At 63.8% G+C, this 25,934-nt stretch carries 25 protein-coding genes and 1 tRNA gene; 21 read left to right on the top strand and 5 right to left on the bottom strand.

Going from position 1 to position 25,934, the window contains the following annotated elements; all coding sequences use genetic code 11:
• Positions 1-144 precede the first annotated feature (144 nt).
• The 8 genes from I6A82_RS11205 to I6A82_RS11170 all read left to right on the top strand — a co-directional run bounded on the left by I6A82_RS11205 (position 145) and on the right by I6A82_RS11170 (position 7,633).
• A complete protein-coding gene (locus tag I6A82_RS11205; protein ID WP_187336444.1) occupies positions 145-597 on the top strand; it encodes a MerR family transcriptional regulator in 453 nt (150 codons plus the stop codon).
• A gap of 38 nt (positions 598-635) precedes the next feature.
• Entirely contained in the window at positions 636-2,423 is a 1,788-nt protein-coding gene (locus I6A82_RS11200; protein WP_198094938.1) for an acyl-CoA dehydrogenase C-terminal domain-containing protein, read from the top strand.
• Positions 2,424-2,530: 107 nt separating this feature from the next.
• Positions 2,531-3,469 (top strand): ACP S-malonyltransferase, encoded by a 939-nt coding sequence (fabD, locus tag I6A82_RS11195; protein WP_198094937.1) that lies wholly within the window; start codon positions 2,531-2,533, stop codon positions 3,467-3,469.
• Positions 3,470-3,517: 48 nt separating this feature from the next.
• Positions 3,518-4,258, top strand: coding sequence for a 3-oxoacyl-ACP reductase FabG (fabG, locus tag I6A82_RS11190; protein ID WP_198094936.1), 741 nt, complete (start codon positions 3,518-3,520; stop codon positions 4,256-4,258).
• 158 nt (positions 4,259-4,416) lie between these two features.
• The gene (locus I6A82_RS11185) at positions 4,417-4,659 is read left to right on the top strand and encodes an acyl carrier protein (protein WP_187336440.1); all 243 of its coding nucleotides are present in this window, start codon (positions 4,417-4,419) and stop codon (positions 4,657-4,659) included.
• 132 nt (positions 4,660-4,791) lie between these two features.
• Complete coding sequence (gene fabF, locus I6A82_RS11180; RefSeq protein WP_187336987.1) at positions 4,792-6,048, top strand: beta-ketoacyl-ACP synthase II; 1,257 nt, start codon at positions 4,792-4,794, stop codon at positions 6,046-6,048.
• A gap of 84 nt (positions 6,049-6,132) precedes the next feature.
• Positions 6,133-7,104 (top strand): endolytic transglycosylase MltG, encoded by a 972-nt coding sequence (gene mltG, locus I6A82_RS11175; protein WP_198094935.1) that lies wholly within the window; start codon positions 6,133-6,135, stop codon positions 7,102-7,104.
• Between the two features lie 49 nt (positions 7,105-7,153).
• On the top strand, positions 7,154-7,633 hold the full coding sequence (locus I6A82_RS11170) for a 2'-5' RNA ligase family protein (protein ID WP_198095603.1): 480 nt from the start codon (positions 7,154-7,156) through the stop codon (positions 7,631-7,633).
• On the opposite strand, the gene I6A82_RS11165 is transcribed toward I6A82_RS11170, so the two are convergent.
• The gene (locus I6A82_RS11165) at positions 7,630-8,880 is read right to left on the bottom strand and encodes an NAD(P)/FAD-dependent oxidoreductase (RefSeq protein WP_198094934.1); all 1,251 of its coding nucleotides are present in this window, start codon (positions 8,878-8,880) and stop codon (positions 7,630-7,632) included. The two genes, I6A82_RS11170 and I6A82_RS11165, sit on opposite strands and share 4 nt — an antisense overlap.
• Before the next feature lie 119 nt (positions 8,881-8,999).
• Between I6A82_RS11165 and I6A82_RS11160 the strand changes: the two genes are divergently transcribed.
• A tRNA-Met gene (locus tag I6A82_RS11160) sits at positions 9,000-9,076 on the top strand.
• Positions 9,077-9,247: 171 nt separating this feature from the next.
• Positions 9,248-9,685 (top strand): ferritin-like domain-containing protein, encoded by a 438-nt coding sequence (locus I6A82_RS11155; protein WP_198094933.1) that lies wholly within the window; start codon positions 9,248-9,250, stop codon positions 9,683-9,685.
• A 58-nt stretch (positions 9,686-9,743) separates the two neighbouring features.
• Here I6A82_RS11155 and I6A82_RS11150 read toward each other — a convergent pair whose 3' ends face one another.
• From I6A82_RS11150 to I6A82_RS11135, 4 genes are read right to left on the bottom strand one after another with little or no spacing between them, the layout of a single operon-like run.
• Complete coding sequence (locus I6A82_RS11150; protein WP_198094932.1) at positions 9,744-10,562, bottom strand: hydrolase 1, exosortase A system-associated; 819 nt, start codon at positions 10,560-10,562, stop codon at positions 9,744-9,746.
• Positions 10,559-11,245, bottom strand: coding sequence for a hypothetical protein (locus I6A82_RS11145; protein ID WP_232343422.1), 687 nt, complete (start codon positions 11,243-11,245; stop codon positions 10,559-10,561). The genes I6A82_RS11150 and I6A82_RS11145 overlap by 4 nt, the downstream gene beginning before the upstream one ends.
• Positions 11,245-11,496, bottom strand: coding sequence for a phosphopantetheine-binding protein (locus I6A82_RS11140; protein ID WP_198095601.1), 252 nt, complete (start codon positions 11,494-11,496; stop codon positions 11,245-11,247). The genes I6A82_RS11145 and I6A82_RS11140 overlap by 1 nt, the downstream gene beginning before the upstream one ends.
• Positions 11,497-11,546: 50 nt before the next feature.
• The gene (locus tag I6A82_RS11135; RefSeq protein ID WP_198094931.1) at positions 11,547-12,569 is read right to left on the bottom strand and encodes a GNAT family N-acetyltransferase; all 1,023 of its coding nucleotides are present in this window, start codon (positions 12,567-12,569) and stop codon (positions 11,547-11,549) included.
• 48 nt (positions 12,570-12,617) lie between these two features.
• Here I6A82_RS11135 and I6A82_RS11130 point away from each other — a divergent pair, with 48 nt between their 5' ends.
• The 11 genes from I6A82_RS11130 to xrtA all read left to right on the top strand — a co-directional run bounded on the left by I6A82_RS11130 (position 12,618) and on the right by xrtA (position 25,931).
• Entirely contained in the window at positions 12,618-14,117 is a 1,500-nt protein-coding gene (locus tag I6A82_RS11130; protein ID WP_198094930.1) for an acyl-CoA ligase (AMP-forming), exosortase A system-associated, read from the top strand.
• Positions 14,114-15,340, top strand: a complete 1,227-nt coding sequence (locus tag I6A82_RS11125; RefSeq protein WP_198094929.1) for a pyridoxal-dependent decarboxylase, exosortase A system-associated — start codon at positions 14,114-14,116, stop codon at positions 15,338-15,340. The genes I6A82_RS11130 and I6A82_RS11125 overlap by 4 nt, the downstream gene beginning before the upstream one ends.
• Before the next feature lie 187 nt (positions 15,341-15,527).
• The gene (locus I6A82_RS11120) at positions 15,528-16,166 is read left to right on the top strand and encodes an XrtA/PEP-CTERM system exopolysaccharide export protein (protein ID WP_198094928.1); all 639 of its coding nucleotides are present in this window, start codon (positions 15,528-15,530) and stop codon (positions 16,164-16,166) included.
• Between the two features lie 34 nt (positions 16,167-16,200).
• Entirely contained in the window at positions 16,201-17,724 is a 1,524-nt protein-coding gene (locus tag I6A82_RS11115; protein WP_198094927.1) for an XrtA system polysaccharide chain length determinant, read from the top strand.
• 11 nt (positions 17,725-17,735) lie between these two features.
• Positions 17,736-18,728, top strand: a complete 993-nt coding sequence (locus I6A82_RS11110; protein ID WP_198094926.1) for an AAA family ATPase — start codon at positions 17,736-17,738, stop codon at positions 18,726-18,728.
• Positions 18,725-20,434 (top strand): hypothetical protein, encoded by a 1,710-nt coding sequence (locus I6A82_RS11105; RefSeq protein WP_198094925.1) that lies wholly within the window; start codon positions 18,725-18,727, stop codon positions 20,432-20,434. The genes I6A82_RS11110 and I6A82_RS11105 overlap by 4 nt, the downstream gene beginning before the upstream one ends.
• Before the next feature lie 21 nt (positions 20,435-20,455).
• A complete protein-coding gene (locus tag I6A82_RS11100) occupies positions 20,456-21,787 on the top strand; it encodes an XrtA/PEP-CTERM system-associated ATPase (protein WP_198094924.1) in 1,332 nt (443 codons plus the stop codon).
• 58 nt (positions 21,788-21,845) lie between these two features.
• The gene (locus I6A82_RS11095; RefSeq protein ID WP_198094923.1) at positions 21,846-22,676 is read left to right on the top strand and encodes an XrtA system polysaccharide deacetylase; all 831 of its coding nucleotides are present in this window, start codon (positions 21,846-21,848) and stop codon (positions 22,674-22,676) included.
• Positions 22,673-23,743, top strand: coding sequence for a FemAB family XrtA/PEP-CTERM system-associated protein (locus I6A82_RS11090; protein WP_198094922.1), 1,071 nt, complete (start codon positions 22,673-22,675; stop codon positions 23,741-23,743). Before I6A82_RS11095 ends, I6A82_RS11090 begins: the two co-directional genes overlap by 4 nt.
• Positions 23,740-24,960 (top strand): TIGR03087 family PEP-CTERM/XrtA system glycosyltransferase, encoded by a 1,221-nt coding sequence (locus I6A82_RS11085; protein WP_198094921.1) that lies wholly within the window; start codon positions 23,740-23,742, stop codon positions 24,958-24,960. The genes I6A82_RS11090 and I6A82_RS11085 overlap by 4 nt, the downstream gene beginning before the upstream one ends.
• Positions 24,957-25,931 (top strand): exosortase A, encoded by a 975-nt coding sequence (gene xrtA / locus I6A82_RS11080; RefSeq protein ID WP_198094920.1) that lies wholly within the window; start codon positions 24,957-24,959, stop codon positions 25,929-25,931. The genes I6A82_RS11085 and xrtA overlap by 4 nt, the downstream gene beginning before the upstream one ends.
• Positions 25,932-25,934: the final 3 nt, after the last annotated feature.

Raw genomic sequence — 25,934 nt, 5'->3', positions numbered from 1 at the left:
AAAAGTACGGCCCTTCGACAAGCTCACGGCGAACGGAGGTCGCGGGCACTTGGCACATTCCATCCTGCGATGACGCATCGAACTTGACGTTTACGCAAACGTAAAGTACATTGCGCTCCGTTCCGTGCATCCAAGGAGCCCGTCATGCCGCAGCCCATTTCCGGAAACGCCACGATCGACACGCCGGGCGACGGGCGTGAGCGGTATGGCATCTCCGATCTCAGCCGAGAGTTCGACGTCACGCCGCGCGCGCTCCGGTTCTATGAGGACCAGGGGTTGATCGCGCCCGAGCGTTCGGGCCTGTCGCGCATCTATTCCAAGCGGGATCGCGCCCGCCTTGCCTGGATCCTGCGCGCCAAGCGCGTCGGTTTCAGCCTCTCGGAAATTCGTGAGATGATCGATCTCTACGATGTGGACGACGGCCGGAACAAGCAGCGCCGCGTTACCATTGAGAAATGCCGTGAACGGATCGACAGCCTGACCCGCCAGAAGGCGGATATCGAGAGCGCGATCGACGAACTCATCGATTTCGTGGCGCAGGTGGAAGAGGTGGAGCGTGAAGAGATGCGCGAAACCCGCACCGCCCGCCGCGCCTGAATTCATACCGACAAAAACCGACAGCCTAAGGACTCGCAATGCCCCAATATCGTGCCCCCGTCCGCGACACCCGCTTCATCCTGGATCATGTGATCGGCCTTGATCGCTATTCGAACCTGCCCGGTTTCGAGAACGCGTCTTCCGACATGGTCGAGGCGATCCTGAACGAAGGCGGCAAGTTCGTTGCCGAAGTCCTCTTTCCGCTCAACCAGAGCGGCGATCAGGAAGGCTGCACGCGCCATGAGGATGGCAGCGTGACGACGCCAAAGGGCTTCAAAGAGGCTTATGCCCAGTTCCGCGAGGGCGGCTGGGGCACGCTGGCCGCGCCGGAAGAGTTCGGCGGCCAGGAGCTGCCGCACGTGATGGCGATGGCGTTCGAGGAATATATGACCAGCGCGAACATGGCCTTCGCCATGTATCCGGGCCTGACCCATGGCGCGGTTTCCGCGATCCTCGCCAAGGGCAGCCAGGAGCAGAAGGAAAAATATGTTCCCAAGATGGTGTCGGGCGAATGGGGCGGCACCATGAACCTGACGGAGCCGCAGTGCGGCACGGACCTCGGCCTTATCCGCACCAAGGCGGTGCCGAACGAAGACGGCAGCTATGCCATCACCGGCACCAAGATCTTCATCTCGTCGGGCGAGCATGACCTGACCGACAATATCATCCACCTCGTCCTCGCCAAGACGCCGGACGCGCCGGACAATGTGAAGGGCATCAGCCTGTTCATCGTGCCCAAGATGATGGTGAACGACGACGGTTCGCTTGGCGATCGGAATGCCGTGACCTGCGGCTCGATCGAGCACAAGATGGGCATCCACGGCAATTCCACCTGCGTCATGAACTATGACGGCGCCACCGGCTATATGGTCGGCGAGGAGAATAAGGGCCTGGCCGCCATGTTCATCATGATGAACGCGGCGCGCCTGGGCGTCGGGCTGCAGGGTCTCGGCGTTGCCGAAGTCGCCTATCAGAACGGCGTGCAATATGCCGCCGATCGCCGCCAGGGGCGCGCGCTCACCGGCCCGAAGGACACGGACGAGAAGGCCGACACGCTGTTCGTTCACCCGGATGTGCGCCGTATGTTGATGGAGGGCAAAGCGCTGACCGAGGGCCTGCGCGCGCTGTGCATCTGGGGCGCCTTGCAGGTGGACCTTACGGTGAAATCCACCGATGACGATGAGAAGCAGATGGCGGACGACCTCATCAGCCTGCTGACCCCCGTCATCAAGGGCTATGGCACCGACAAGGGTTATGACATCGCCACCAATATGCAGCAGGTCTATGGCGGCCATGGTTACATCGCCGAATGGGGCATGGAGCAATATGTCCGCGACGCGCGCATCGCCATGATCTACGAAGGCACCAACGGCGTGCAGGCGATGGATCTGGTCGGCCGCAAGCTGGCCCAGAACAACGGCCGCGCGATCCAGGCGTTCTTCAAGCTGGTCGACGAGGAATGCGCCGATGCCAAGTCGGACGAGAAGGTGAAGGACTTCGCAGAGCGTCTGGAAAAGGCCAATGGCGAGCTGAAGGCGGCGACCATGTGGTTCATGCAGAATGGCATGCAGAACCCCAACAATGTCGGCGCGGGCGCGCACAGCTACATGCATATCATGGGCATCGTGGCGCTGGGCCTGATGTGGCTGCGCATGGCGCGCGCTGCGGCTGGCATGGAAGGCGACAGCTTTGCCGAAGCCAAGCTCGTCACCGCGCGCTTCTTCGCTGAGCGGATCATGCCCGACGCCGGCGCGCTCCGCCGCAAGATCGAAGCGGGCGGCGAAAGCCTGATGGCGCTGGAGCCGGAGATGTTCGCCTCGGCGTAACAGCCGGGAGCATCCGTACCGAACAGGAGTGGGGCGGGCGCAGTCTTGCGCTCGCCCGCCCACCGTCCTAACCCGCCGCCCGAATTCAACAGCGGACAGGACTTGGCATGCGTGCATTCATTTTTCCCGGACAAGGCAGCCAGAAGGTCGGCATGGGCGCCGATCTCGCCGAAGCGAGCGTGCATGCGCGCGAACTGTTCGAGGAAGTCGACGACGCGCTCGGCCAGAAGCTGTTCCAGCTGATGAAGGACGGCCCGGCCGAGGAACTGACCCTCACCGAAAACGCACAGCCCGCAATCATGGCGCTGTCCATGGCGGTGATCCGCGTGCTGGAGAAGGAAGGCGGCGTGAAGCTGGCCGATGTGGCGGGCTATGTCGCCGGGCATTCCTTGGGCGAATATAGCGCGCTGTGCGCCGCGGGCGCGATCCCCGTGGCGGAGACGGCGCGCCTCCTGAAACTGCGCGGGCAGGCGATGCAGCGCGCGGTGCCGGTGGGCGAGGGCGCGATGGCCGCGCTGCTAGGCGCCGATGTCGCCAAGGCCGAAGACTTGGCCGAAGCCGCCGAAGCGGACGGCGAAATCTGCACCGTCGCGAACGATAATGATCCGGGTCAGGTCGTCATTTCCGGCCACAAGGCGGCGATCGACCGCGCCGTGGCGATGGTGAAGGATCACGGCATCAAGCGCGGCGTGCTGCTGCCCGTGTCCGCGCCCTTCCACTGCCCGCTGATGAAGCCCGCTGCCGAAGAAATGGAAAAGGCGCTCGCCGAAACCGCGATCCGCGCGCCATCGGTACCGCTTTACGCCAACGTCACTGCCGAGGCGGTGAGCGATCCGGACGTGATCCGCGAACTGCTGGTCGATCAGGTCACCGGCCGCGTGCGCTGGCGCGAGAGTGTGCTCGCGATGCACCAGGGCGGGGCCGAGCGCTTCATCGAAATTGGCGGCAAGGTCGTCGGCCCGATGGTCGGCCGTACCGTCACCGACGCCGAAGTCATGAGCGTACAGTCGATGGACGACATCGAGGCGCTGATCAAAAGCCTTTGAGAGTTAAACAGCCCGGACACGGGCAAACTGTAATTCATGGAGAGACCAATGTTCGACCTTTCAGGCATGACCGCGCTCGTAACCGGCGCCAGCGGCGGGATCGGATCCGCGATCGCCGCGGCGCTGGCAGAACAGGGTGCGACGATCGCACTGTCCGGCACGCGCGAGGGCAAGCTGGATGAAGTGAAGGCGACGCTGGCGGGCGAGAATCACGTCTGCCTGCCGTGCAACCTGTCCGATCCGGAAGCGGTGGATGCATTGGTGCCGTCCGCCATCGAAAAGCTCGGCAAGCTCGATATCCTCGTCAACAATGCCGGCATAACCCGCGACAACCTCGCCATGCGGATGAAGGACGAGGAGTGGAGCGATGTGATCAAGGTGAACTTGGAGGCCGCTTTTCGCTTATCGCGGGCTGCCGCGCGGCCGATGATGAAGGCGCGGTTCGGGCGGATCGTTTCGATCACCAGCATCGTGGGAGCCACCGGCAATCCGGGCCAGGCGAATTATGCCGCTGCCAAGGCGGGCCTCGTCGGTATGTCCAAGGCGCTGGCGCAGGAACTGGCGAGCCGCGGCATCACCGTGAACTGCGTGGCGCCCGGTTTCATCCGTTCGGACATGACCGACGCGCTGCCGGATGCGCAGAAGCAGGCGCTGCTCGGCCGGATCCCCGTAGGCGATCTGGGTGAGGGCAAGGACATCGCGGCGGCCGTCACCTATCTCGCATCGCGCGAAGCGGGTTATGTGACCGGCGAGACGCTGCACGTGAACGGCGGCATGGCGATGCTCTGACGCCGAGCGTCGCGGCAGCCCGCGCCCGGCGGAGCCGCTGGCGGGTTCAGCCGTTATACAGCCAACACCGCCCGCGCGGGCCCTCTTGCCTATAAGGCAAGGCCCAAGTAGGGCAGCGGACGACAAACAGTTTCTAGACCATAAAAGGGGCTCATCTCATGAGTGATGATATTGCGGAACGCGTAAAGAAGATCGTTGTTGAACATCTCGGCGTGGAATCCGACAAGGTGACCGAGGATGCGAGCTTCATCGACGACCTCGGCGCGGACAGCCTCGATATCGTCGAGCTGGTCATGGCGTTCGAAGAAGAATTCAACGTCGAGATTCCGGACGATGCCGCTGAGAAGATCACGACCGTGAAGGACGCGATCGATTATATCCGGAACGTAAAGGCCGGTTGATCGGACGGCTGGCCGTTAGGGCCGGTGATTGATTTCAGGCGGCCCTCCGGTCCGGTTAGCGGGCGGAGGGCCGTTTGCGTTTGAGGCCCGGAGGCGGGCCGCATGGCAAGATTGAAGGTTGAGGGACAAGACATGCGTCGGATCGTGGTAACGGGGCTCGGGCTGGTGACGCCGCTGGGTGCGGACGTGGAAACCGCCTGGAAGAACATCCTCGCCTCCAAATCGGGCGCGGGGCCGATCACGCGTTTCGACGCGAGCAATCAGAAATGCCAGATCGCGTGCGAGGTAAAACCTAAGGATCACGAATTCGGTTTTGATCCGGACAAGCGCGTGGACCACAAGGTCCAGCGGCAGGTCGATCCGTTCATCGTCTATGGCATCGATGCCGCCGGTCAGGCGCTCGAGGACGCGGGCCTTGCCGATATGGACGATGATCTGAAGCTGCGCACCGGCGTTTCGATTGGTTCGGGCATCGGCGGGCTGCCGGGCATCGAGATCGAATCGGTCAATCTGCACGAACGCGGGCCGGGCCGGGTCAGCCCGCACTTCGTGCACGGCCGCCTTATCAACCTCATCAGCGGTCAGGTTTCGATCAAATATGGCCTGATGGGGCCGAACCATGCGGTCGTCACCGCCTGCTCCACGGGCGCGCACTCGATCGGTGATGCTGCGCGCATGATCCGTGATGGCGATGCGGACGTGATGCTGGCAGGCGGTGCGGAAAGCACGATCAACCCGCTTGGCGTTGCCGGCTTTGCTCAGGCGCGCGCTCTCAACATGAGCATGAACGATCGCCCGACCGAGGCCAGCCGTCCTTACGACAAGGACCGCGACGGCTTCGTAATGGGCGAGGGCGCGGGCGTGGTGTGCCTGGAAGAATATGAGCATGCCAAGGCGCGCGGCGCGAAGATCTACGCCGAGGTCGTCGGTTACGGCCTGTCGGGCGATGCCTATCATGTCACGGCTCCCCATCCCGAAGGCAAGGGCGCCGAGCTTGCGATGCGCATGGCGCTGCGCAAGGCGGGAATGGAGCCTTCGGACATCGATTATATCAACGCTCACGGAACCTCGACCATGGCGGACACGATCGAACTGGCCGCGGCCAAGCGCGTGTTCGGCGACGATTTGTCCGGCGCATCGATGTCGTCTACCAAGTCGGCGATCGGCCATCTGCTCGGCGGCGCGGGCGCGGTGGAGAGCATCTTCTGTATCTTGGCGCTGCGCGATCAGATCGTCCCGCCCACGCTCAATCTGGACAACCCGGATGAAGGAACCGAGGGCGTGGACCTTGTCCCCCATAAGGCGCGCGAGCGTGAAGTGCGCGCGGTGCTGAACAACAGCTTCGGCTTCGGCGGCACCAATGCCAGCCTGGTGATGAAGAAGATCTGATCTTGCGCTGACAACGAGAAGGCTTCGGCGGGAAGGGCACATGCGCTCTTCCCGCCCGCCTGCGTGCGCGCTACAGCATGGCGCGTGCGTAAGATCGGTCTCTTCATCCTTGTCATCGCCATCGGCGCGGCGCTCTTCGTGGGCGGAAACTTCGTCTATGGCTGGACCGCAGCAGGACCGGCCCCGAAGGACCTAACGGTGGTGATCAAGGAAGGCTCCACTCTCACCAAGGCGGCGGAAACCCTGCAAGAGGCGGGCGCGATCAAGTCCGCGCAGGCGTTCCTGAACCGCGCGCGCCTGCTGGGCGGCGGTGCCAACATCAAGGCAGGCGAGTTCTTCATTCCCGCCGGGGCCAGCAATTCGGACGTCATGGACATCCTGCAGGGCGGGGATACCATTTCCCGGCTGGTGACCATCCCCGAAGGCATGCCGTCCGTCATGGTGCGCGACACGCTGATGGCCGAGCCGCTGCTAACCGGTGATGTGGAAGTGCCCGCCGAGGGCTCCGTCCTGCCCGAAAGCTACAGCTTCCAGCGCGGCGAAACGCGTCAGGCCGTACTGGGCCGCATGCAGGCCGCGATGCAGAAGACGATGGCCGAGCTTTGGCCGAAGCGTGATCCCAACATCGTGGTGAAAACACCGCAAGAAGCCCTCGCGCTGGCATCGATCGTCGAAAAGGAAACGGCTGTGCCTTCCGAGCGCACGACGGTCGCCGCGGTCTATTCCAACCGCCTGCGCCAAAATATGATGCTGCAGGCCGATCCGACGATCATCTACCCGATCACGAAGGGCAAGCCGCTGGGCCGCCGCATCCGCCAGTCCGAGATCGCGGATGTGAACGATTACAACACCTATTCCATGACCGGTCTGCCCAAAGGGCCGATCGCCAATCCCGGCCGTGCCTCGATCGAGGCGGTGCTGCATCCGGCGGACAGCCCCGCGCTATATTTCGTAGCGAATGGGAAGGGCGGCCATGTCTTTGCCAACACGCTGGCGGAGCACAACGCCAACGTCGCCAAATGGTACGCGATCCGCCGCCAGCGGGGAGAGATGTGAGGAGGCGGGGCCGGTGAGCGATCCCGCGCCGATCATCGTTACCGCCCTGATGGGGCCGGAGGATTTCGCCTGGGCCAACGGCCTGCGCCAGCGGCATTTCCCGCCGGAACGCAATTTTCTCGACGCGCATGTGACGCTCTTTCACCACTTGCCGCCATCCTGCACGCGGGAAGTGGAACAAGCGCTCGCCCGGCTGGCCGCGGATCATCCGCCGCCGCGCGCACGGCTCAGCGAGGTGATGCATCTGGGCAAGGGCGTGGCCTACCGGATCGAAAGCCCGGACCTGCTGGCGATGCGTGACGAACTGGCGGAGCGTTTCCACGGCATGCTGACGCCGCAGGATCAGGCGCGCCCACGGCTCCATGTTACAGTGCAGAACAAGGTGACGCCGGCCGAATCGAAGGAACTGTTCGCGGAGCTGAAGGAAAGCTTCGAGCCGCGGCCCTTTGCCATCACCGGGCTCGGCAGCTTCTATTATCGCGGCGGGCCGTGGGAAAAGACCGGCCGCCACAGCTTTCGCGGGCGCTAGACGAGCGCAACTTCCTTCAGCGTCAGGCCCGCATCGGCCAGTTGCTCGCGATCGGGACGTACCTTTGCCGTGATCAGCGCACGCCCTTGCGCATAATCCTTGGTTTTGTTGACGCAATCGAGCGCGATCAACTGCCCATCGCGCAGATAAGCGAGCGAGAAGCTGCGCTCCGCCGGATCGCCGCGCAGCACGCAATCGTCGAAGCCGGTCGACAGCCCCACGGTCTGCAGCTTCAGATCATATTGGTTGGACCAGAACCAGGGCACGGCGTCGTAATCCATCGGCTTGCCCAAGATGTGCATCGCGGCCACGCGCGCCATGTCATTGGCGTTCTGCACCGATTCCAGCCGGATATGCGCGCCGTCGGCATAGGGATTGCCGTGCGCCGCGCAGTCGCCGATTGCGTACACATCGGGCAGGCTGGTGCGGCACTGGCTGTCGATATCGACACCGTTGCCGCCGGCCGCGCCCGCGCTCACCAGCGGGCCGACTTCGGGAACGATTCCGATACCGATAAGCCCCATGTCCATCGGAAGGGATTCGCCGCTGGTTAGCACTGCGGCAACGGCGCGCCCGCGCTCATCGGTTTCGAACAGCTCCACCATCGATTCGAGGCGGATGTCGACGCCCTGCTCGCGATGCTCGCCTTCGTAGAAGCGCGACAGTTGCGGCCCGGCGACGCGGGCGAGCACGCGGTCCAGCGCCTCCAGGACGGTGACCTGCTTGCCCATTTTGCGCATTACCGCGGCTGCCTCCAGCCCGATATAACCGCCACCGACGATGACGATCCGCTGCGCAACGTCCAGCTGCTCGCGGATCAGATCGACATCGCGCTTGCGGCGGATGGCGTGGATGTTCGCTGCGCCCGCGCCGGGGCAGGGCAGCATGCGGGGGCTGCCGCCCGCCGCCCAGATCAGTTTGCCGAACGCCACTTCCCGATCATTTGCAAGCCGCAGCGTTTTCGCCAGCGGGTCGACCGAGGCCACCCGCGCGCCGGACTGAAAATCGATGCCGCGCTCGCCCCAGAAATCCTCCGGACGCAACAAAATGCGCTCGAACGGCTTGTCCCCGGCGAGATATTCCTTGCTGAGGGGCGGGCGTTCATAAGGATGCGCCCGCTCGTCCCCGAAGAGCCCGATCGTGCCTTCAAACTTGCCCTGTCGCAGGTTGATGGCGGCCTGCGCGCCGGCATGGCCTGCCCCAACAATGAGGACGTCGTACTGTTCGCTCGAATTTTCGCTATCCATGGGCGTATTGGTGGCTCGTACTGCGGCGCGATGCAATACGGCAGGGGGTTATTGACGCCGTCAAAACCCCGCCTTATAGCGCCGCGATCCAGCGGGCAGACCCGCCGGAAGCCCGATGGGGCGGAGTAGCTCAGGTGGTTAGAGCAGCGGAATCATAATCCGCGTGTCGGGGGTTCAAGTCCCTCCTCCGCTACCAACAGAACCCCGGATTTCTCGCGATATCCGGGGTATTTTTGTGGCTGAAGCTGACTGCATCGGGTCTTTCCCCCTGAGTTCCTTCACTTGATTTTTATCAGATTAGTCGTTGCGCCTGCATCCAATGCCCGCTGCACCCGTTTGCCAAGCTCCCACAGTATGGAGATTTGACATGGCCGATGGACTTTCGCTTCTTGAAACCCTCACCGACACCGCGATCGACAGCGCGCTTGGTTATGAAAAGGCGGCCGAGAAGGCTACCAACGCCGGCCTTAAAGGCACGCTGACCGCGCAGGCGTCCAAGCGTCGCAACACGGTTGAGGAGCTCAATGCAGAAATTCGCCGTCTTGGCGGCGAGGCCCGCACCAATGGCAGCACCGCAGGTGCTGCTCACCGTGCCTTTACTACCCTCGCCGATGCCTTCGGTGATTCGAACGAACGCGCTGCCGAGCGCGTCGAAGAGGGCGAGGATTATATCGAGAAGAAGTTCCGCGAAGCGCTCGACAAGGATGATTTCACGCCGGAAACGCGCGCCGTCGTGCAAAACGCCCACCGCGAAATCAGCGAAGGCGAAAAGCTGACTGATCGATTGGAAGAGCAGTTCGACTGATCGGGCTACCGTGAATGGAATGCGCCCGTCGGTTCTGCGTGGACCGGCGGGCGTTTTTTCATTCTGCTAAAGCCGCCAGCAACTGTTCTCGCAGCCAGCTTTGTGCGGCATCATCCGAAAAACTGTGTGAGCTGGTTCCATGCTCGATCAGCAGGATGCGCGGATTCGCACGTGCTTTTACGAAGGCGGCGGATTTCCAAGCGGCTTGAAAAGCAAGCGCCGTGGTATCGCCCTTCGCGATCAGAATATCGGTAGGCGTAGTCCGTTCGGCTATGGCGGCAGCGGCACGGTTTGCGAGGGCGGACGGCGGCTCGGGCGCGCGCAGGCGCGATAGGCCGCGCGCGAACTTTTTGAGGTCGATTGCGCCGCCAAACAGATCGCGCGCGAGGCGACCGGGATTTTTGAGCCGGGCGATGTACCGCGCCCGGATCGCGGCGCTGGAGGGCAAGGCGTCAGCCTCTTCCTCCTCAGCATCGTCTGCAGCTTCGATCAGCCAAGGATTGGCGATGACCAGCCGGTCGATATCGGCTTGCGTGAACAGCAAGGTGGTGGCGGCGTCACAATTGCCGAAGGCGACGATGCGGCTCAGCTGCGGTGCCTCCCGGCGGAATGCGGCGAGAGCCGCCCTTAGGGGCTCGCCGCCATGCAGGAAGCCGCGATTATCCCCTTCGCTGTCACCGATGCCGGGCCGATCGTAGCGAAAGGCGGGATAACCCTGGGCTGCCGCCCAGGCTGCGAGGCGCGACTGGTTAGCATGACCGCCTGCGCGGATTTCATTGCCCCCGCTCACGATCAGCAGGCCGGTTTTTCCATCCGCCTCATCGAGCGTCGCGGCCAGCCGGTCGTCACCGCAGTCGAACGAGACGAACCGCCTCATGCCAGCAATTCCGCCAGATCGTCCGCGATTGCCTTCGCCATGACGGCGTCCTCGCCCGGCTCGGCGCGCAGCCAGAGCGCGGAGCCGGTGATTGCGCCTTCGCCTTGGCCGGGCATCACTTCGCGTGCGGGCACATCCGCTGGACGGGCAGCGTCGAGCTCTGCAATCATCGCAGGGCCAAGCCAATTGCCGGCCAGCTCGATCGGCGCAGACCTGGCCTGCTCCATCAGTTCGCCGGCGGTCACGGTGCGTCCGTCCTCGCGCTCTCCGGCGATGCGGGTGCGTAGCAGCGTTTTGAGCAGGCTGGATCCCTTTGCGGGCGACAAACGCCAGCGCAATTCTGCTGACGCTCCGTCGTCGATCAGACAGCCGCCGCGCACCGAGGCTATGCAGCGCGGCTGTAATTGGCCTGCTGCCGCTTCAACGGCTTCCCGCCAGCGCGTTAGGCTCTGTTCTTCCAGCGGCGCCAGGCTTTCATTGGCACCCGGCAGGTCCATGAGCGTGCTCGCAATGTCGCGCTCAGCCAGCGCATGCATGGCCAGCACCAGCGTGCGGCGCATACGGTTCATCTCATCGAACAGCGGCGGCACGAACAGGATGACGGGATCGCCGCTGCCGATGGTCAGCAGCTGCTCGGCCCGCCCGTCGAAATGATAGGAGAGGTGGCGCAGCGCGCCGGGCATCAGTCCTGCTTCGCCTCGGCGAAAGCGACCAGATTGCCGAAGTTTTCAAAGATTTCCGCGTCGACGTCATCGTCGTCGATCTCGATATCCAGGCGGTCTTCCAGCTCGGTCAGGAGCCCGGCAACGGCCATCGAATCGAGCTCCGGAATTGCACCGAAGAGCTCCGTATCCGCATCGAAACGCGCGACGCGCTCTGCGTCCAGGCCGAGTACGTCGACCAGCAAGGAACGAACCGCCAGATCGGCTTGCATATTCTCTGCCACCAGCTCGAAATCCCCTGAATTAAGCGCTCACGCCGCCCCTAGACGCTGCTGCGCCGCCGCACAAGCTGTGCGAGCTTTGCTCTGGCGAGGCCTGGCCAGTTGGCGGGATGGCCGGGCCGCCTCGCGATCAATCGGAAACGCGGGCGTATTTCCTCCATCCAGTCGTGCTTATAGGCGTCCGATCCGGTCCCGTAATCAACCAGATCGACGCCGTCCTGTTCGATCACATGGCGGAACAAGGCGTGGGTCAGCAGCGTGCCGGCGGATGCCTTGGCATAGCGCTCATCATAAGCCAGCTTGTGGATCAGCGCTTCGCCGTGCTCGGATGTCCAGAACTGCGCGGCGACGCATTGCCCGTCGATATAGGCAAGGCCGAGGCGCAGCGATCCGCCCGCGCCTTCGCTTTGGGCCAGCCCCTTCAGGAAGTCCGGGCTACCCTCTTCGGGTTTCCAGCTGCGTGCATAGACCGTCCGATAATCATTCCATGCGGCTTCGTCATAGTGGTCAAGGATGCGGATTTCGACCGCACCGGACTTGCTCTTGCGCTTTACGGTGCTGCGCAGGCGGCCGGGACGGGCGGCCCAATACTCCTCGAAACCGCGGCCCTTCAGGCGCAGGATGTGGTTTTCGTCGCATTGCTCCACGGTCACGTGCCAGCCTTCGGCCGCCAGAGCGACGCGCAGATCCTGCGCATCGTCTTCTGCGAGCGGCGAAAGCGTGACGGCGCGGGCTTGCTTCCCAAGCGCGCGGGCCGCGGTGCGCATCAGCAGATCACGCTCGATCGCGCCGGGCGCGCCTGTAAATACGGGCGACCAGCGGAAGCTGTACCAGTTCGACAGCGCTTTCAGATCGCCCGGGCTTTCCTCCACCAGCGGCAGCCAGAGTTCGGCGCCCCCCTCGGCCACGCGGAGCAGCTTCAGCGCCCTGTCTGCGAACGCGGCGGCGCGGAGCGGGGCAAGATATTCGGCGCGGTCGAACAGGCGGGTTTGGCTCGCCCGCGCAAAGGCACGGGCGGCGCTCGCCTCGGCAAAATTATCGTGATATTCACCTTTCGAAGTCACCACATCCGCCCAATCCCGTTGTTTCAGCGAGTGAGACTTTACCACTTCATGCCGCATCCCGCCGTCCTTCCGCTTGATCATCTGGCGCTTCGCGGCAGGCGCGACGCGCCGGCTTTGCGCCTGCGTGGCGGCACGATTAACCACGAGGCGTTAAATCTCCGTATCGGCAGGATCGCTTCCTGGCTGCTGGCGCAAGGCTTGGTGGCGGGGGACCGCGCGGCGAGCTGGATGGGAAAGACGGAGATCGCCTGCCTGATGCCCTTGGCTGCAGCGCGCGCGGGGTTAGTCCACGTGCCGGTCAATCCGCTGCTGAAGCGCGCACAGGTGGCGCACATCCTGTCCGACAGCGGTGCGCGGCTGCTGATCGCGGGCAAGGCGCGGCTCGGGACGCTGGAGCCTGGCGACCTTTCGGACGCGAAGGCGATGGAAGAGCATGAAGCGGAAGCGGCGCTCGATACTGGCGAGGCAATGGAGCCTTCCCCGGAGAGCCGCGACACGGACGACCTCGCCGCCATCCTTTATACTTCAGGATCGACCGGTCGGCCCAAGGGCGTGATGCTGAGCCACGCCAATATGTGGCTGGGCGCGCTGAGCGTGGCGCAATATCTGAAGCTTTCTGCCGACGATGTAACGCTCGCCGTGCTGCCGCTGAGCTTCGATTATGGCCAGAACCAGCTGCTCAGCACCTGGGCGGCGGGCGGATCGGTCGCGCCGCTCGATTATCTGACGCCCAAGGACGTGGTGAAGGCTTGTGCGAAGCATCGTGTCACGACACTCGCCGCGGTGCCGCCATTATGGGTGCAGCTGGTTGAGCAGGCCTGGACCGAAGAGGCGGCAGCGCCGATGCGGCGGCTGACGAACAGCGGGGGTGCGCTGACGCCGGGGCTGGTCGCGAAGCTGCGCGGCATTTTTCCGGACGCCGATCTCTATGCTATGTACGGGCTGACCGAGGCTTTTCGATCGACCTATCTCGATCCGGCGCTGATCGACGGCAATCCGACATCGATGGGCAAGGCCATCCCGCATGCCGAAATCATGGTGGTGGCACCGGACGGTTCCGAAGCCGCGCCCGATGCACCGGGAGAACTGGTGCATGCCGGGCCGCTCGTTGCGCAGGGTTACTGGCGCGATACCGAACGGACGGCGCAGCGCTTCAAGCCCGCGCCCGCCTTTTCCCGCTATGGCGGCACCGCCGTCTGGTCCGGCGATACGGTGAAGCGAGGGGCTGATGGCTTGCTGTATTTCGTGGGGCGCGACGATGCGATGATCAAGACGAGCGGGAACCGCGTGTCTCCGCAGGAGATCGAGGAGGCCGCCGACGCCAGCGATGCGGTGAACGAAAGCTGTGCCATGGGCCGAAAGGACGCGGCGCTTGGCGAAGCGATCGTGCTGTTCGCGCGCGGTTCCGGGGACGAGGCGGCTTTGCGCATGCATCTGAAAGCGACGCTTCCCAACTTCATGCAACCGGCGGAGATCATCTGGCTGGACCAGTTCCCGAAGAACGCAAACGGCAAGATCGACCGTACCGCGCTGAAGGATCAGCTATGAAACCGATCGGCCCGATCCCACCCGGATGGGAGGCGCTGGACGGCGTGCTCTCGGTTGATGGCGCAAAGCTCACCGATGTGGCGGCTGAGGCGGGCGAGACGCCGCTGTTCGTTTATTCGCGCGCGTTGCTGACTCAGAAATTCGAGGACCTTCGGGCGGCGATGCCGGAGCGGCTGGCGATCCATTATGCGATGAAGGCCAATCCGTTCGGTCCGTTGCTGGAGCATATGAACGGTCTTGTCGACGGGTTCGATATCGCCAGCGGCGGCGAGCTTGAACTGGCGCTGGCCGCCGGTGTCGATCCCGCCCGCATTAGCTTTGCAGGACCGGGCAAGCGCGATCGCGAGTTGGAAGCGGCCATCCGGCAGGGCGTGACGCTCAATTGCGAATCCGAAGGAGAGGCGGATCGCGCGCTCGCCATCGCGGATCGGTTAAGCAAGCCGCTCAGGATTGCAATCCGCGTGAATCCCAGCTTCGATCTTAAGGGATCGGGCATGAAAATGGGCGGCGGTGCCAAACAATTCGGGATCGACGAAGGCCGCGTTCCCGACCTCGTACGCCGGTTGATCGAAGCGGGTGCGGACTGGCGCGGTTTTCACATCTATGCGGGCAGCCAGGCGCTGAAGGCCGAGGCTCTGATCGAGACGCAAGGGCAGACGATTGCGCTGGCCGCCAGGCTGGCGGAAGAAGCCGGTGCGAACCCACCCCATGTCAATCTGGGCGGGGGCTTCGGCATTCCCTATTTTCCGGGCGATGTCGCGCTGGACACCGCCGCCGTGGGCGATGCGCTGGGCGATGAGCTCGCGAACCTGCCCCCATCGCTGGCGGATACCCATTTCGCCATCGAGCTTGGCCGCTATCTGGTAGGCGAGGCGGGCGTATATCTGACGCGTATTGTCGACCGCAAGGAAAGCCATGGCGAGATATTCCTGATCACCGATGGCGGGCTGCATCATCAGCTCGCCGCCAGCGGCAATTTTGGCACGGTCATCCGCCGCAACTATCCCGTTGGCATCGCCAACCGTTTCGATGCGCCTGCGGATGAGGTGCAGAGCGTGGTCGGGTGCCTCTGCACGCCGCTCGATCGCTTGAGCGACAGCGCAATGTTGCCCCGCGCCGATGTCGGTGATCTGGTCGCGATCTTCTGCGCTGGGGCCTATGGGGCCAGCGCCTCTCCGGCCAATTTCCTGGGGCAGGGTCCTGCGCGAGAGATGCTGATCTAAACGGCCGGAAGCGCTGCTGTATCAAATTGAACCATTGTGATCGGCTGCGCGGTTAAAGTGGCGATAATCGTGGTGAGCGCCCGGCATATCATTCAATCCTAACGGTCTGTTCACCCTTTTCCGGCATGCCAGATGCGGAAATTTGTTCGCGCTCCATGTGGACTGCGCGCTTTAAGGTGAACGATCGATGCGAAGCTCTGAAATCGCGAAGCTGGCGATGCTCTCCGGCCTCACTCTGCTCTCCGCCTGTGCGGGTGGACCGACTGGGCCGCAGCTGCCGCCAGCAACCTATGTTTCAAAGACGGAAGCACCGAGCGCACAATATGTGATCGGCCCACTCGATGAATTGCAGATCTTCGTCTGGCGCAATCCGGAGCTGGGGGCGACGGTGCAGGTTAGGCCGGACGGGCGTATCACCACGCCGCTGATCACCGATCTGCCCGCTGTGGGCAAAACGCCAAAACAGCTGTCCGACGACATCAAGGTGCGGCTAGCGGAATATATCAACGATCCCATCGTATCGGTGATCGTGAAGTCCTTCGCCGGTACTTTCAGCCAGCAGATCCGCATCGTCGGTGCGACGGAGAAGCCTGCCTCCATCCCTTACCGCGCGAACATGACGCTGCTGGATGCGATGATCGCGGTCGGCGGCCTCAGCGAATATGCGGCGGGCAACAAGGCGCGCCTCATTCGCGCGGACACCGATTCGGGCGTGCAGCGCGAATATTCGGTGCGGATCGATGATCTGCTGAAGCGCGGCGACAGCAAGGCGAACGTGCTGCTGCAGCCCGGCGATGTGATCATCATCCCCGAAAGCATGTTCTGAAGCGCGCCCGCTCCTTGATGAAGGATATCCAGCCTTGAACGGTCTCTATGACGAAATCCGCATCGCGCTGTACCGCGTCTGGAACCGGCGCTGGCTGGCGCTGGCCGTGGCCTGGGGCATCTGCCTGCTGGGCTGGCTGGTCGTCGCGCTGATCCCCAACACCTATGCCTCGGAGGCCAAGCTGTTCGTGGGACAGCAGGCCATGCTGTCCACCAGCATGATCGACGATCGCAACGATCAGCGTCAGCAGATGGACCAGATTCAGCAGACGCTGCTGTCTGCGGACAATCTGGAAAAGGTGATCCGCGCCACCAAGCTGGGCGACAATATTTCCTCGGATCGCGAAATGGCGACCAAGATCGTCTCCCTGCGCGAGAATATCGAGGTTAAGTCGGATCAGCCGAATGTGTTTAACATCACGGTGAAGCAGTCCGGCGCGGGCCGCTCGGACGGCGAGGCGGCGGCACTGGCCCGCGATATCGCGCAGAAGATCATCGACATTTTCCAGGAGGAGAACATCGCCGGCGGTGCCGGGCGCACCAGCCAGGCGCTGCGCTTCCTGGATCAACAGCTCGCCGATCGGCAAAAAGAATTGCAGGACGCAGAGCAGAAGCGCGTGGCGTTCGAGACGCAGAATCTCGGGCTTTTGCCTGGTGCCGGATCGGCCAGCCAGCAGCTCCTTTCCGCACGCGCGGAGCTCAGCCAGATCGATAGCCAGCTGGCATCCGCGCAAAGCTCGCTCGCCGCGCTGAACGGCCAGCTTGCCGGTACGCCGGCCATGCTCTCCACGCCCAATCCCAGCGGCGGCGGCAGCCAGATTTCGCAGCTTCAGGGCCAGCTTGCTTCGGCAAGAGCGCGCGGCTGGACGGACAGCCATCCGGATGTCATCGCGCTGAAGGAACAGATTGCGAGCCTGCGTGCTTCCGGCGCGGGCGAATCGGGCGGCGGCAGCTTCAAGACGCCGAACCCCGCTTACTCCTCTCTCCAGTCCATGCAGGCCGAGCGGGCGGCGACCGTTTCGGCGCTGCGCGCGCGCAAATCCGCGCTGGAGGCTGATGTCAGCCGCCTGATCGGCAAGCAGTCCGCCGAACCCGGCGTACAGGCCGAATATGAGCGAATCAGCCAGGATTATGACGTGCTCAAGCAGCAATATGACAAGCTGCTGGCCGAGCGCGAGAATATGCGCCTGAAGGGTGAGGTTGAGGAAGAAACCGATCTCACGCAGTTCCGTGTGGTCAATCCGCCGAGCATGAGCCGCGTGCCCGCCGCGCCTAACCGTCCACTGCTCCTTGCAGCAGTATTGGTCCTGGGCCTCGCGGGCGGTGCCGGAGCGGCCTTTGCGCTGTCGCAGCTGCGCACCAGCTTCCCGACCGCCGGATCGCTGGAGAAAGCGAGCGGCCTGCCGGTCATCGGCTCGATCTCTGAAATGTTGACCGAGGCGCAGCGCGCCGCGCGCAAACGCAAGCTGAAGCTGTTCTTCGGGGGGACGGGGGCGCTGGCGGGCGTGTTCCTGCTGTTGATGATGGTTGAGTTCATCCAGCGCGGCACGGTCGCCTGAGGGGGATGGCAATGAGCAAGCACGATCCGATCCGCCGGCAGCCATCGCTGCTCGAACGCGCCGCCGAGGTTTATGATTTCGGCGCGGCCTTGCGGCGTCCGGAAGGAACCCCGCCCGCGTCATCCCAGGCGGAGCCCGAGCGCGAGTCCGAGGCTTCGCAATCCGCAGCTCCTCAGCCGCAGCGCCCCGCGCCGCAACCCGTGCCGATCCGCGAGACGATGGCGCCCGCTCCGCGCCAGCCCGGCTTCCATGTCGCAATCGATCGGGCGCGGCTGCGCGAGAACAATCTGATCGTGCCGGAAGCCGCAGTCGGCATGCTCGTCGAGGAATTTCGCATCGTCAAACGGCAGCTTCTGCTGTCGGCGACGGGCGGGAAGGGTGTGGAGGCTTCTCCGCATGGCCGCCGTATCCTTGTCTGCTCGGCCAATCCGGACGAGGGCAAGACCTTCTGCGCCATCAACCTGGCGCTGGCGCTCGCCAATGAACGCGACAACCGCGTGCTGCTGGTCGATGCCGATTTCGCGCGTCCCTCGATCCTGCCGACGCTCGGCATTCAGGATGGCGAGGAGGAGGGCGAGACGCTGCCCGGCCTGATGGATACGCTGGCCGATCCCGCGCGCGATGTCGAAAGCCTGATCCTGGGCACCGATATTCCAGGCTTCACCTTGCTTCCGTCTGGCATGCGCAGCAAATCCGACACCGAATATCTCGCCTCGAACCGCACCGAGACAGTGTTCCAGCGGCTCGAGGCGGCAGACCCCCACCGCATTGTGATCTTCGATAGCCCGCCGGCTCTGGCAGCCTCGCCCGCCAGCGTTCTGGCGCTTCATGCCGGGCAGGTTCTGCTTGTCGTGAAGGCGGACGAGACCAGCGAAGCGGCGCTCCGCGATGCGATCGGTCTCTTGAGTGGCTGCGATGACATCAAGCTGCTGCTGAACGGCACGCAATTTTCTCCAACGGGCCGCAAATTCGGCTCCTATTATGGAAATGGAGGGCAGAAATGACTGTCCGTAAATGGCTTCTCGCCGGACTGTCCGTAATGGCACTGACCGCTCCCGCAGCTGCGCAGGATTATGGCGCGAGCTACGATGCGCCGCCGTCGCAGGAAGCGCCGCCGCTCCTACCGCAGGATGTGCCGGGTGAGGTTCCGCCCGCTGCCCGCGCAGGTGGCTCGGCTGTCCGCACCGATATCCAGCCCTATGTCGAGCTCAATCAGGTGGTCTTCACCGGAACGGGCGCGGACAACGATGTCGTCACCTACACCACGGTGGCGGCGGGCGTGGAAGCGCGCATCAGCCAGCGCCGCGTCGAGGCCGGGATCAGTGCCCGCTATGAGCGGCTGATTACCTATGACGATAATACCGCCGACAGCGACTATCTAACCGGCCTTGCCGCGGGCAGCGTACAGCTGGCCCGCGGCCTTTCGGTCGACGCCGGAGCGCTGGCCGCGCGCAGCCGGATCAACGCCGGGGGCGCTGCGCCGAGCAATCTGGTCGGCAATCCAGCGAACACCAGCCAGATTTACTCGGTATATGCCGGGCCGACGCTGGGCATCCAGACCGGCGGCGTCACCATCGGTGCGGCGTACCGCGCCGGCTATACCAAGGTGGAGGATGAGGGCATCGACCCTGCCTTTGCCGGTGTAGGCGCGGTGCCCTTTGACGAAAACACCAGCCATTCGGTCACCGCTTCAGTCGGACAGCAGCCAGGCGGCTATCTTCCTATCGGCTGGTCGGTCGGCGGCGGCTATGAAAGGGCCGACGGCGGGGCGCTCGATAACCGTTTCGAGGACTATTACGGCAGGGTCGATCTTACCGTCCCAGTCAGCCCGACCCTCGCAGCCGTGGGCGGCGCGGGCTATGAGCGCATCCGTATTTCCGAACGCGACGTCGTGCGGGCCGCGGACGGCACCCTGGTGACAGGCGATGACGGACGCCTCGTGGTCGATAAATCCAGCCCGCGGCTCCTCGCTTACGAGCAGGACGGGTTCATCTGGGATGTCGGCGTGATGTGGCGGCCGAGCCGCCGTACCTCTCTCGAGGCCCGTTTCGGCCAGCGTTACGGCAGCGAGATCCTGACGGGCAGCTTCTCCTGGCAGCTTGACGATCGCTCCGCCGTAGGCGTCGCGGTTTATGACACGGTCACCAATTACGGCAGCTTGCTACGCAATCGCTTGGGCGGCCTGACGCCGGATTTCCAAGCGTATAGCAACCCGCTGACCGGAGACATCGGCAGCTGCGGGTTCACCAGCAAAGGCGGCATCTGTTTCGACGATGTGCTGCAGTCCGCAGACGGCGCCGCCTTCCGTTCCCGCGGCGTGACGGCGAGCTATTCGACCGACATGTCCGGATGGAAGACCGGCATCGCGCTCGGCTACAACCGGCGTACCTTCCTGACGGCGAATGATGGCGTTCAGGCGCAGATCGACGGCATCTCGGACCAGAATTACTTCGCCAACGTCTTTGTCGCGCGTGATCTGGACGCGCTGTCCAGCGTCACCGCCAATCTTTACGCGAATTATTATGATCCGGGCTATGTCGGCGGGGAAGTGTTCGCGGTGGGCGCCAATGCCGGTTACAATCGCAGCCTGTGGCGCGGGCTGGATGCCACGGCAGCCCTCGGCGTGGATTATTTCGATACGAACGATTTCAGTCTGAATAACGAAGATGTCACCGCCTCGGCCCTTTTGGGTCTGCGGTACAGCTTCTGAGCGGCGGGGAGAGGACAGCCTATGTACGATCAATATTATGAGCTTAGCGGCAGGCCCTTTCAGCTCACCCCCGATCCGCGTTTTTACTTCGAAAGCGGGACGCACCGGAAGGCGCTCAGCTATCTCGGCTATGGCCTGGCGCAGGGCGAGGGCTTCATCGTCATCACCGGCGAAATCGGCGCGGGCAAGACCACGCTGGTGCGGCATCTTATGGAAACGGTGGATCCCGGCCGGCTGAACGCCGCCAATATCGTCACGACGCAGCTGGAAGGCGGCGATCTGCTTCATATGGTCGCCGAAGCTTTCGGCGTCGCGGTGGCGGGCGATGCCAAGAGTGATGCGCTGAGCGCGATCGAGCAGTTCCTCCATGCCGAGGCGCGCCAAGGCCGCCGTTGCCTGCTGGTGGTAGACGAAGCGCAGAACCTGCCTACGGCAACGCTGGAGGAGCTACGCATGCTCTCCAACTTTCAGTTGGGCAATCAGGCGCTGCTGCAGATTTTCCTGCTCGGCCAGCCCGAATTTCGTGACCAGCTGAAGACCGATCCGGGGCTGGAGCAGCTCCGCCAGCGCGTCATCGCGACGCATCATCTGGAGGCGATGCAGCCCGAGGAGATGGAGCCCTATATTCTGCACCGCTTGGGCAAGGTGGGCTGGAACGGGCGCCCCGACTTCACGATGGAAGCGATCGACAAGCTTTACGAGGCGAGCGGCGGCGTGCCGCGCAAGCTCAATTCGTTGATGACGCGTGTCCTTCTGATGGGCGCGGTAGAGAAGATCGATCGGATCGAGGTTGGGCTGATCGAAGACGTGTTGGCCGACATCGAAGGCGACCGCGAGGTGCCCGTACAGATCGCGGTTCCCGCCACGCCGGCTGAAGCGCCTGATGCTGAGGATACGCAAGCCGGTGGGCCAGAGCAAAAATTGCAGGCCACTTCTGACACGGCCGAACCGGAACCGGCGCCAATGATGACGGAAGCCACTGCTGAAATGGCCGCTGTTGAAGAAGACGAGCCGGACGCGGAAGTGGCACCCATGGAAAACATTTCCGATTCGATCGTGATCGAAGAGGACGAGCCGGACGCAAAGCCGGAAGATGAGCAGGCCGAGGAGAGCCGTCCGGTGATCCATGGTTTCTTCCGCCCCGGCACCACGCCCCCCGTTTTCGAAACCGTGCCTGACAGCGCGCCGCACGGCGAAGCGCCGGACGACGACCGCGTTGCCGAACTGGCCGAGCAGATTGAACGGCTGGAAGAGCGGATTGACAGTCAGGAAGCCACGATCAAGCGGCTCGTCGCGATGCTGCTGGACCATGTCGAGCGCGGCGATGAGCTGACCGCCCGCCGCGCCGCCTGAACGGCCAGCCCCAATCGTGAAGCAGGGTCCGATCCTTCAAGGCACCGTCCTCAACGCGATGTCCGTCGACATCGAAGACTGGTTTCAGGTGGGCGCGTTCGAGAATGTGATCGACCGTGCCGACTGGGACGGGCTGGCGCGGCGCGTCGAACGCAATACCGATGCGGTGATCGATCTGTTCGCACGCGCCGGTGTTTCGGCAACCTTCTTCACCCTCGGCTGGGTGGCCGAGCGCCATCCCGCTTTGATGCGGCGGATTGTCGAGGCGGGCCATGAACTCGCCAGCCACGGCTATGCCCATGAACGGGTGTTCACGCTGGATCGCCAGGATTTCGCCGCGAATATCGATCGCGCGAAAAAGCTGCTGGAGGATGCCAGCGGCTCAGCCGTCACCGGATACCGCGCGCCCAGCTTTTCGATCGACAAGCGCACGCCCTGGGCGCACGAAATCCTGGCGGAGAAGGGCTACGCCTATTCCTCCAGCGTCGCGCCGATCCAGAACGATCATTACGGCTGGCCCGAAGCGGGCCGCTTCGCCTTTCGCCCCGTGGCAGGCGCGGACCTGATCGAGCTGCCGGTCACCACTGCGGTTTTCGCAGGCAAACGGCTCGCCGCCGGGGGCGGGGGTTGGTTTCGGATGTTCCCCTATGCCTTCTCTCGCTGGGCGTTCGGGCAGGTTAATCGGGAAAGCCATCCCGGTATTTTCTATTTCCACCCGTGGGAGATTGATCCGGATCAGCCGCGCGTTGCTGATGCCCCGCTGAAATCGAAGCTGCGTCATTATACGAAGCTGTCCGCCATGGAGGGGAAGCTGGAGCGGATGCTGCGCGAATTTTCATGGGGCCGGGTCGATGCGGTGGCTGCTGCCGAAAAGGCGCGGCTGGCATGAGCGCGCCGTTTACCGAGCATGCGCCTAATATTGCGCGCGTCTCGCTGAGTGACCAGCAGGCAGTGGCGCAGATCGATGCGTTTCTTGCTCAGCGTGACGATACGACGCCTTTCCATCGGCCTGCCTGGTTGCAGGCGGTGCAGGACGGTTGCGGACAGCGCGGCCATTATCTCGTCGCGCGCCGAGTGGCTGGGATATGCGGCCTCGTCCCGCTTACCGAGATCCGCTCTGCGCTGTTCGGCAAGGCGCTCGTTTCCTCGGGTTTTGCGGTGGGCGGCGGCATCATCGCGGACGACCATGCCACGCGGCGCGGACTGACCGAGCAAGCGCTGTCGCAGGCCAAAGCAGGTGGATTTGCGACGCTGGAGCTGCGCGGCGGGACCGATCCGGCAGGACAGGGCTGGTCGATCGATGACAGCACCTATTGCGGATTCTCCGCCCATCTGGCGGATGATGAGGATGCGCGGCTGAAGGCGGTGCCGCGCAAGCAGCGGGCGGAAATCCGCAAGGCGCTGGCATCCGATCTGGTGGTGGAGGTCGGCAGCGCGCGATGCGACCGCGAGTGGCATTACCGCATCTATTCGGAAAGCGTTCGCAATCTGGGTACGCCGGTATTCCCGCGAAAGCTGTTCTCCGCGATGCTGGACAGGTTTGGCGACGATGCCGACATTCTGACGGTGCTGCACCGCGGCGAGCCGGTGGCGAGTGTGCTCAGCCTGTACCACCGCGGCACGGTGATGCCCTATTGGGGCGGGGGGCTGCATGCAGCCCGCAGTTTACGCGCCAATGAGATGATGTACTTTGCGCTGATGAACCATGCGGCGCGGCGCGGCTGCACCCGTTTTGATTTCGGCCGTTCCAAGACCGGCACCGGCCCGTGGAGCTACAAAAAGAACTGGGGCTTCGAACCGCAGCCGCTGCGCTATGCCAGCTGGAGTGTGGACGGGCAGGGGCGCGATGTGAACCCAACCAGCCCGAAATATCGCATGATGGTGGAAACCTGGCAGAAGCTGCCGCTGCCGGTGGCCAATCTGATCGGACCGTGGATCGCCAAGGGGCTGGGATGAGCGTCCTCTACATTGCGCACCGCATGCCCTGGCCGCCCGATCGCGGTGACAAAATCCGGTCTTACCATATGCTGCGCTGGATGGCGGAGCGTGCGCCCGTCCATGTCGCGGCGTTCGTGGATCAGCTGGACGACTGGAAATATGCGGAAGCGCTGGAGGCAGTGACCGCGTCCACGATTCTCGAACCCCGCACGGTGCCGATGTGGAAGGCGGGATTGCGAGCGCTGGCGCGCGGACGCCCGGTTTCGCTCGCGGCGTTCGATTCGCCGTCGATGAAACGCAGGATCGCGCGGCTGGTGAAACGTGAGCGGATCGAGACGATCTACGTCTTTTCCAGCCAGATGGCGCAATATGTGCCCAAGCGCTTTTCGGGCCGCGTCGTAATGGACTTCGTCGACGTCGATAGCGCGAAGTTTGAGCGTTACGGCGCCGAGGGAAGTGGGCCGATGGCCTGGATCAACAGGAGAGAGGCGCGGCTGCTCGCAGATTACGAGCGAACTGTAGCGCAACGTGCGAACGCCAGCCTGTTCGTGAGCGCGGCGGAAGCGGCGCTGTTCCGCCGGCGCAGCGGGGCGGAGCGGGTAAAGGCGGTTGGCAACGGCATCGATCTCGATCGCTTCGATCCGGAGGCGGTAGACATCGCGCCGCTGACCGACCGACCGGCCGGCCCGCTGATCGTCTTCACGGGACAGATGGATTACCGGCCGAATATCGAGGCGGTCGAAAGTTTTACGGCAGCCGTGATGCCGCAGCTGCGCACGCAGTTCCCGCATGTCTCCTTCGCCATTGTCGGCCGCGCGCCCGCGCCGGAGGTGAAGGCGCTTGCGAAACATGACGGCGTGATCGTGACGGGCGAAGTGCCCGACACGCGCAGCTGGCTTGCCGCCGCCGATTTTGTGGTGGCGCCGCTGCGCATCGCGCGCGGTGTTCAAAACAAGGTGCTGGAGGCGATGGCGATGGGCCGCCCGGTGCTCGCCAGCGCAGCCGCGTTCGAGGGGATCGATGCCGACGCCGGAACGCATCTGGAAGTGGCGAAAACCCCAGCCGAAGAAGAAGAGCTGGCCGCCGGGCTGCTGGCCGATCCTGCGCGCCGCGCCGCGATGGGCCGCGCCGCGCGCGCGCATGTCGCACAGCGCTATCGCTGGGATACGCAGCTCGCGCCGCTGGGCGAACTGCTGGGTCTGTCAGAAGCGCGCGCAGTGGAGGCCCCGGCATGACCGCGCTTAGCGCCTCCTTCTCGTGCAGCGAGACCGCCTGGGGTCGCACTCTGCCTTTGCTTGGCGGTGTTTGGCTGGCTATCCTCGCGCTGTTCTGGCGTGATGCGGCGCAGATGTTCGATATCTGGTGGAACATCTCCACCTATAATCACTGCCTGCTGATCTTGCCGATTCTCGGCTGGCTGGTCTGGCAGCGCCAGCAGGAGGTCGCCGCGCTCACCCCCGCCGCCTGGTGGCCGGGCCTCGCCTGGAGTGCGCTCGCTGCGCTTTTCTGGCTGATAGGCGATGCGTTCGATATCAACTTCGCGCGGCATCTCGCGCTGGCGATGATGCTACAGAGCGCGGTCCTGGCATTGTGCGGGCCGATGGTGGCGCGCGGGCTGGCCTTCCCGCTGTTCTTTTCCTTCTTCCTCGTCCCCTTCGGCGATGAGCTGATCTATCCGCTGCAGGTGCTGACGGCGGATATGAGCATGGTGCTGCTCGGATGGAGCGGCGTCCCTGCGCATTTGAACGGCCTCTACATTTCCACGCCTGCCGGACTGTTTCACGTCGCCGAAGCGTGCTCGGGCGTCAAATTCCTCATCGCGATGCTCGCGCTCGGCGCGCTGGTCGCCAATCTGTGTTTCGAAAGCTGGCGCCGCCGCGCCGTGCTGCTGGCCGCCTGCGTGATCGTGCCGATCATCGCCAACGGCATCCGCGCCTGGGGGACCATGATCATCGCGCATTATCGCGGGCTGGATTTCGCCGCCGGGTTTGATCACATTTTCTACGGCTGGATTTTCTTTGGCATCGTCATCGCACTGATCCTGGCGGCGGCATGGCCTTTTTTCGACAAAGCTGCCGACGCACCGGCCTTTGATCCGGCGCGATTGCAGGGATCCTTCGCGGGGCGGATCGAGCTGCTTCCGGTGGCCGTTGCAACGGTCGTTATCCCGGCGCTGGCTCTCGCCTTCGCCGCCTTGCTGCTCTAGGGG

Origin of the sequence: Novosphingopyxis sp. YJ-S2-01 (assembly GCF_016093175.1) — a bacterium.
GTDB lineage: Bacteria > Pseudomonadota > Alphaproteobacteria > Sphingomonadales > Sphingomonadaceae > Novosphingopyxis > Novosphingopyxis iocasae.
The sequence above is the reverse complement of the archived record's forward strand: the minus strand, read 5'-3'. Positions and strand labels throughout refer to the sequence as shown.